Here is a 6,741-nt window from a genome sequence, read left to right as displayed (position 1 = left end):
GGAAATGTAAGTCTTGCCATAAACTAATTCGTAGTTGTCCCAATTGAGGGTGAGCTACTTCTACACTTTCAATTGCTGGCGTCCAAGTGGTGGAATCATTCAGTTTAAACTTATTTCCATGTAGGCGAGGACGTCCTTTCCCACAATAACTTGGCGGCGCAGTCCATAAACATAGATTAGAACGCAGACGAATTAATTTGTCTGCTGGAATATTAGCCGTCTTAAGTATGAAAGGGGCGCATCCATATTCGCTATCCCACAAAGAAATCGGCCTAGTGGGTAAGTATTTACACACCTGTTTTAGCTGCCATACGGCTTTATTGATCGGATTTTCCCAGCTGGTAATTCGTTCGTGTCTTAATGGTATTGCCCAACTACCGGAATCTTCTGGTATCCACGCAATGGTACTGTATCCCTGACCGATGGTAATCGGTCGATTCCCATTCACAGCAGTTGCTTGGTGTTCAACTGTTCTTTCTTGTAGTGTTTGTGCATCTTCTCTGGGCCAAACTGTGTGGTCACCTGCTAATATTGGGCGTACATCTGTTGGCATCTGTTCGATGTAAAGACGCATCAGCTTGTTACGCTGTGGCCTACAATCTTGTAGAGCCTCATAGACACTTGGCCAAGACCGTCGAAACACTGGTGATAATGATAGATCTGCTAGACACTGAGCATGACGGGTGAACAGGATAGCATCTGTCAGTTCAAATGTAGCATCCTTGGCTTTGGTTAAATGTTCATAAGCGGCTTGACGAAAAGCTTTTAGTTTGTCAGCTTTAATCATTATGTAGATGCTAGTTGGTGGTACAACTTTTAGCTTCTACCAGACTGGAGTACCTGTGTCATTAGTACACTTGTACTTCAGCTTTGCTCAACTTTTATCTATCGAGTCGATCGCGTCAGTAAAACTTTACTCTTAGGAGTTTAGACATCGCACCTGCGGTGCGATAGTCTAAACTCCAGTTACTAAAGAACAAGTCAATTGGTGTACCAGCTGAGTCGTCACATCGCTAATCGCCAATCCCCCAGCAGTTCGCTGCCGTTTCGATCGCAAAATCACCAAATCGCAAGACTTAGCAGCATTCAGTATTGCTCTTGCCACATCCTCTTGGGGAAGCACTTGAATTACAAAGTTATTTTGGGGCACCACTTTGGCGGCGAGTAAAGCCAATTGGGACTCATCCCAAGCACGTTGTGTCGGTGTAGTTCTGCGATCGCTTACGTGCAGTAGCGTCACCTGTGCCTGATTTGCCTGGGCCAGAACTTTGGCAAACCGCACAGGTTGTAAAGCCTGAGATGTTAAATTTTCGATCGGTACTAAAATCCGCTTTACCTGCGTGGGCGAATCTAGGAACCGCGTTACAGCCACCGGACAGTGAGCCGCCCACAGCACGCTATCAATTACATTACCAAACAAGCGAGCCCGAAACCCAGTTCGTTGACCCCAACCCATCACAATCAAATTGGCATTTTGTTCCCGACTCGCACGGCTAATTCCTTGGGGAACGCTATCATCAATTCGCAGCAGCGGTTTCGCTTCTACACCCAGTTCTCGACTTAGCTGCAAAGCGTTCTCCAGAAGCATATCGCCGCGATCGTGAGCCATCTCCAGTTCCGGGGCATCCATATGCACGTGAGCCTTCGCGATCGCTAACGGTACAATCCTACCCCCTTCGTGCCGCGCCAATAACGCCGCCATTTCAATCAAAAAGCGCTCAGTTTGAGGATTGTAAACTGGCACCACCACCGTAAAACGCGATGCCTCTGCCTTTAAAAAGCTTTCATCCTCAGAACTTGTATAGATATCCAAATTAGTTTCCGGTAACCTTAATCCTACCGCCACCCGACTCGTAATCAGTGGGCCTAGCGTAGCCGTCACCAGCATCAAAACCAGAACGCTATTTAAAACACCTTCAGTCAGCAATCCAGCGCGATACCCTACCAACGTCGCTGCCAAAGTTGCTGCCACTTGGGGTAGGGAAAGCGACCACATGGTCAGCATTTCCTGCCAGTTGTAACGATAAACCAGTTTGGCAAACAAAGCCGCCAAAAATTTACTGGCAATTAAACCGACCACAATCGCCAGCGTCAGCCAAATCGATGCCAAACTTTTAATAAAACCTGGAATATCGATTAGCAATCCCATATCCACAAAAAATATGGGAATAAACAAGACACTACCGACAAAAATCACCTTTTCTTTGACTGGCCCACCGCCCAGGACATCGTTAACTGCCAAACCAGCCAAGAAAGCACCGACTATTTTCTCTACCCCAATTAACTGAGCTCCCAATGCTGCCAAAAAAACCGCTAGAAGTACAAACAAAAATTGGTTGCCTTCATCATCGCCAGTGCGACGAAAAAATTCTTTCCCCGCCCAATCAAAGCCGAACAGCACAATGGCAGAGTAGACAATCAGCGAACCTAACAGGGTGATGAATTTGATAACAGTAAAGTTACCCGCATGAATGCCGATACAAACTGCCAAAACCAGTAGAGCGCCAATATCGGTAAAAATAGTAGCGCCAATGGTGACTGTAACGGCTTCGTTTCCCACCACTCCCAGACGGCTGACGATCGGATAAGCTAACAGGGTATGAGAAGCAAACAAGGAACCGATCAAAATCGAAGCGTTCCAGCCAAAGCCGAACACACGCCCGACGATCGTTCCGACAATCAGGGGTACCAGGAAAGTAAAAGTACCGAAACCTGCCGATCGATGCTTGGTTTTGCGGAATTGTTCCATGTCTACTTCCAATCCCGCCACAAACATCAGGTAAATTAACCCAATGTCCGACAGCAGTTGCATTGTCGGCATTTTAGTTTGAAGTAGATTCAAAGCGTTAGGGCCGAGGATTACCCCCGCGACCAACAAACCCACCAATCCCGGCAACCGCAGTTTCTCGAATATAGCGGGTACGGTCAAGATGACTACCAATAAAATAGCAAACGGTACGATCGGTTCGTGGAGAGTTTCTATAACTGATTCCATAGCTACCAAAAGCGAAAGTTCTCAGCTTTGAGAGTTGACTTCCAATAAAGACAACTCCTATCTACTGAAAACTCAAAACCCAAAATTCAAAACTCTCTAAGGGTGGATTTGGCTTAAAATTACTCTCAAGCGATCGTAGTCATCCCTAAGCAATACGCTTAAATTTCTGCCTGCGTTGACTAACCAGGTGCGATCGGCCTTTCTGAGTTGATAAATTTCCCGCATAGCGGCTGCACACAGCGCATCCACTGGTGCATTGTTTATCTGCAACAGCGTCCGCAAAAAATCTAACTTCTCGCTAAAGTTGATTACTTCTTCATCGTTACAACGATAAACCGCTTGATGAATTTGCGGCGGACGAGGCGGTAAATGCTGGTAAATGACGGGGGTTCCCCTCGATGGCGAGCGATACCCCACAATAGCAGCTCGAAATTCCGTTTTGAGCATCGCAAAAATCTGGGGTTGTTCCTCGCGCAACTCCTCGATCGTCATTCCCAGAGCTCTAGCCCGATGAATTGTGTCGATCGGCATCGTCGTGGCATGATAAACCACAGCATAGATCTGATTGCTCGATTCTTCATCCACCGACCTCACCCAACAACCAAAAGGTGGCATAGCTGGAAAATTCAGAGTTTCCGGTTCCAAACATTGCCCTAAAAATTCAGTTGTTCCCGTTTCTATTACTTCTGCAAAGTGATCTGGGTGACGTTGATTTTGTGAAAATTGTGGTAAGGGAAGACGCATAACCAAAAGTTTACTGTTCATTGTTCATTGTCCATTGTTCATTGTTAAATTGCCATTGCCCAATGAACAATGAACGATTAGCTATTTGGCTTTTTTGCGACCAGCCGTAGCATCTACCAGTTCCAATTCTGAAAGTCGGAATGTTACCAATTTATCCCAATTTCCACCTTCAAAAAGAACGGCTGCTTTGCCATCGCTAACACGTTGAACTAGCCCTTGATAGCCGTAGTAAATATCCGAGCCATTCTTTACTCGCACTGCCGAACCGGGCAAAATCATGATTTTTTCCTCTTCTAATTGCCTTGCTACTAAAACCTAAGTCGCTGTCGGTAAGTTGACACCGATTCTACCAAACCGAGGGAAATAAAATTGGTGAGCATCGCCGAACGTCCGTAACTGACCCAAGGGAGGGGAATTCCGGTGACAGGTGCTAGGCCGATCGTCATACCTATATTAACGATGACCTGAAACACGATCATAGCTAAGACGCCAATCGCCAACAGGGAACCAAAATTGTCTTTGGCATTCTCAGCAAGAATAATCAAGCGCAGACAGATTAACCAGAACACTACCATAACCAGAATACAGCCCACAAATCCCAATTCTTCACCGATCGCGGAGAAGATAAAATCTGTATGTTGTTCTGGGATAAAGTGCAGCTGAGTTTGAGTGCCGTTATGAAGACCCCTGCCCCACACCTGTCCGGAACCGATCGCAATCCGAGATTGTATGAGGTGGTATCCTCCTCCCAATGGGTCTTTTTCTGGATTCAAAAATAGAATCAAGCGGTTTTTTTGATATTCTTTCAATATTTCCCATAACAGGTGTCCGATTTCGCCACCTAAGATGTTAATTGCAAAAGCGCCTGCGATCGTCCACCGCCAGGGCAGAGTGCGCCAAGCAATTAAGCTCATCAAAGTTGCCCAAGTAATTAATACTGCCCAAGCCATCCATTCCGGCGAATATGGATTGAGCAAAAAGGCATTAAACACAACAGCCGAAACAACGGGAGAAACCAGAAGTATCAACCAGCCGGGATTGGCATTGCCCCAGTAAAGCATACCCAGAACGATCGCACCAAACACCAAAGAAGTGCCCAAGTCCGGCTGTATGAATACTAAAAGCCAAGGAACTGCTGTAACTGCCAAAGCTCTGAGAGCAGAAAAAATATTCGACGCGCCCTCAGAGTGCAAAAGTGCAGCCAAAGTGATAATCAATCCCAGCTTGGCAAATTCTGAGGGTTGGAAATTGAAGCCGCCGATACTTATCCATCGTTGCGCCCCTTTGGCGCTATAGCCCAGGATCATTACCGCTATTAGCAAAACGTTAGTGACACCGTAAATATACCAGTGCCAATCGATCAGGTTTTCGTAACGACAGCGGGCTAAGAAAAGCATTATTACCACACCGATTCCAGTTATAAGCCAGTGCTGCCACCAGTCGGTAACGGGGGTATTCAATTCTGTACTGCGGATCATCACACCGCCAAAAACGCTCAGCCCTACAGGCAAGGCAAAAAGCCACCAGTCCATCTCTTGCCACGGTAAAAACCTTGCTTTCCAGCGAAATGGGTTGAACAAATCCAACATAGATACTCAATCGTGAATGGGGAAAAGGGAATGGGCAGTTTTAGAGTTTAGTTTTAGATTTTAGGTGAAATTGAATTTGCGATCGGTCATCTGCAATTTTAAATTTAGCGATCGCCGATAACCGATCGCCTTTTCATTTCATACACCCAGTTATTAAGCTAAAGCAGCTACCGAAACCTTGCCGGCAATGCGCTGGGCGATTGCCATCAAAGCTTTTGCCGAAGCCGAATTCGGATCGGCGACAACAATAGGCAAGCCGCGATCGCCTCCTTGGCGCAAAGAAATTTCCAGAGGCACGCACCCCAGCAGCGGTACACCCAATTCAGCCGCTGTTTTCTCGCCTCCACCAGAGCCAAAAATATCATACTGGCGATCGGGCAGATCGGGCGGAATAAAATAGCTCATGTTTTCTACTATTCCCAAAACTGACACTCCCATCTGCTGGAACATTTTTAAGCCTTTGCGAGAATCGAGCAATGCTACATTTTGGGGTGTCGTCACAATGACAGCACCAGCCATCGGTACAGCCTGAATCAAGGTTAGCTGTGCATCCCCCGTACCGGGCGGCATATCCACAATTAAATAATCCAGTTCTCCCCACTGCACCTGATAGAGAAACTGGCGGATAATACCGTTGAGCATCGGCCCGCGCCAAATCACCGGCTGGTCTCTACCGATTAAAAATCCCATCGAAACCAGTTTGACACCGTGATTAAAAGCTGGCTCTAAAATTTCTCCAGAGGCAGTTTGTTGTACGGTCACCTTGGCATCTGCCAGTCCCAGCATGGTCGGTGTATTGGGGCCGTAAATATCCGCATCGATCAGACCCACTTTAGCACCGGATTGAGCCAAAGCCACCGCCACATTCACCGCTACAGTGCTTTTACCCACACCGCCCTTACCGCTGGAGACTGCCAAAATATTCTTGACGCCGGCAATACCAGTGCGATCGGGCAGTCCTTTTTGCTGTGGTGTTTCTGCGGTGACATTCACCAGCACATCCTTTACTCCTGCTAGCTGTCGCACTGCTTTTTGGCAATCTTCGACAATGAATTCCCGTAAAGGACAAGCGGGCGTTGTCAGCACTAATGTAAAACTCACCTTACCGTCGTCAATCTTGAGATTGCGAATCATGTTCAATTCCACTAAACTCTTGCGGAGTTCGGGGTCTTGCACGGGGCGCAATACTTCTAAAACCGAGCTGGCATCTAGAATATCGGACATTGTGTTTTTTTTCCCCTCTGTTAGGGGCTACTAAATATTCAGCCTTGAAATTAACTATATGTTTTCTCGCTTTAATATCATCGATTGATTTTAGCTTTAACTTATTGATAAATTAAAATTTTAGCATAATTCTGTCAAATCATAGCTGGCTATAACGTATTTACCGTCTTACATTTCCAAACAGAACGT

General features: G+C 46.4%; 6 protein-coding genes. All 6 read right to left on the bottom strand.

Going from position 1 to position 6,741, the window contains the following annotated elements:
• Nucleotides 1-787, bottom strand: a 787-nt coding sequence (locus tag H6G03_RS29000; RefSeq protein WP_199315526.1) for a transposase, incomplete at its 3' end; no start/stop codon positions are given.
• A gap of 168 nt (nucleotides 788-955) precedes the next feature.
• Nucleotides 956-2,995 carry a cation:proton antiporter domain-containing protein gene (locus tag H6G03_RS28995; protein ID WP_190472514.1) on the bottom strand — a complete coding sequence of 680 codons (2,040 nt, stop codon included), beginning with the start codon at nucleotides 2,993-2,995 and terminating at the stop codon, nucleotides 956-958.
• A gap of 96 nt (nucleotides 2,996-3,091) precedes the next feature.
• Nucleotides 3,092-3,739 (bottom strand): hypothetical protein, encoded by a 648-nt coding sequence (locus H6G03_RS28990; RefSeq protein ID WP_190472525.1) that lies wholly within the window; start codon nucleotides 3,737-3,739, stop codon nucleotides 3,092-3,094.
• 81 nt (nucleotides 3,740-3,820) lie between these two features.
• Nucleotides 3,821-4,018, bottom strand: coding sequence for an NAD(P)H dehydrogenase subunit NdhS (locus H6G03_RS28985; RefSeq protein WP_190472511.1), 198 nt, complete (start codon nucleotides 4,016-4,018; stop codon nucleotides 3,821-3,823).
• Between the two features lie 29 nt (nucleotides 4,019-4,047).
• Complete coding sequence (gene rodA / locus H6G03_RS28980) at nucleotides 4,048-5,328, bottom strand: rod shape-determining protein RodA (RefSeq protein WP_190472508.1); 1,281 nt, start codon at nucleotides 5,326-5,328, stop codon at nucleotides 4,048-4,050.
• Between the two features lie 153 nt (nucleotides 5,329-5,481).
• Nucleotides 5,482-6,552, bottom strand: a complete 1,071-nt coding sequence (locus H6G03_RS28975; protein WP_190472505.1) for an Mrp/NBP35 family ATP-binding protein — start codon at nucleotides 6,550-6,552, stop codon at nucleotides 5,482-5,484.
• Between the last annotated feature and the right edge of the window lie 189 nt (nucleotides 6,553-6,741).

This window comes from Aerosakkonema funiforme FACHB-1375, assembly GCF_014696265.1.
In the GTDB taxonomy this organism is placed as follows: domain Bacteria; phylum Cyanobacteriota; class Cyanobacteriia; order Cyanobacteriales; family Aerosakkonemataceae; genus Aerosakkonema; species Aerosakkonema funiforme_A.
Note: the sequence above shows the minus strand (reverse complement) of the source record. Positions and strands in the feature narration are given on the sequence as shown.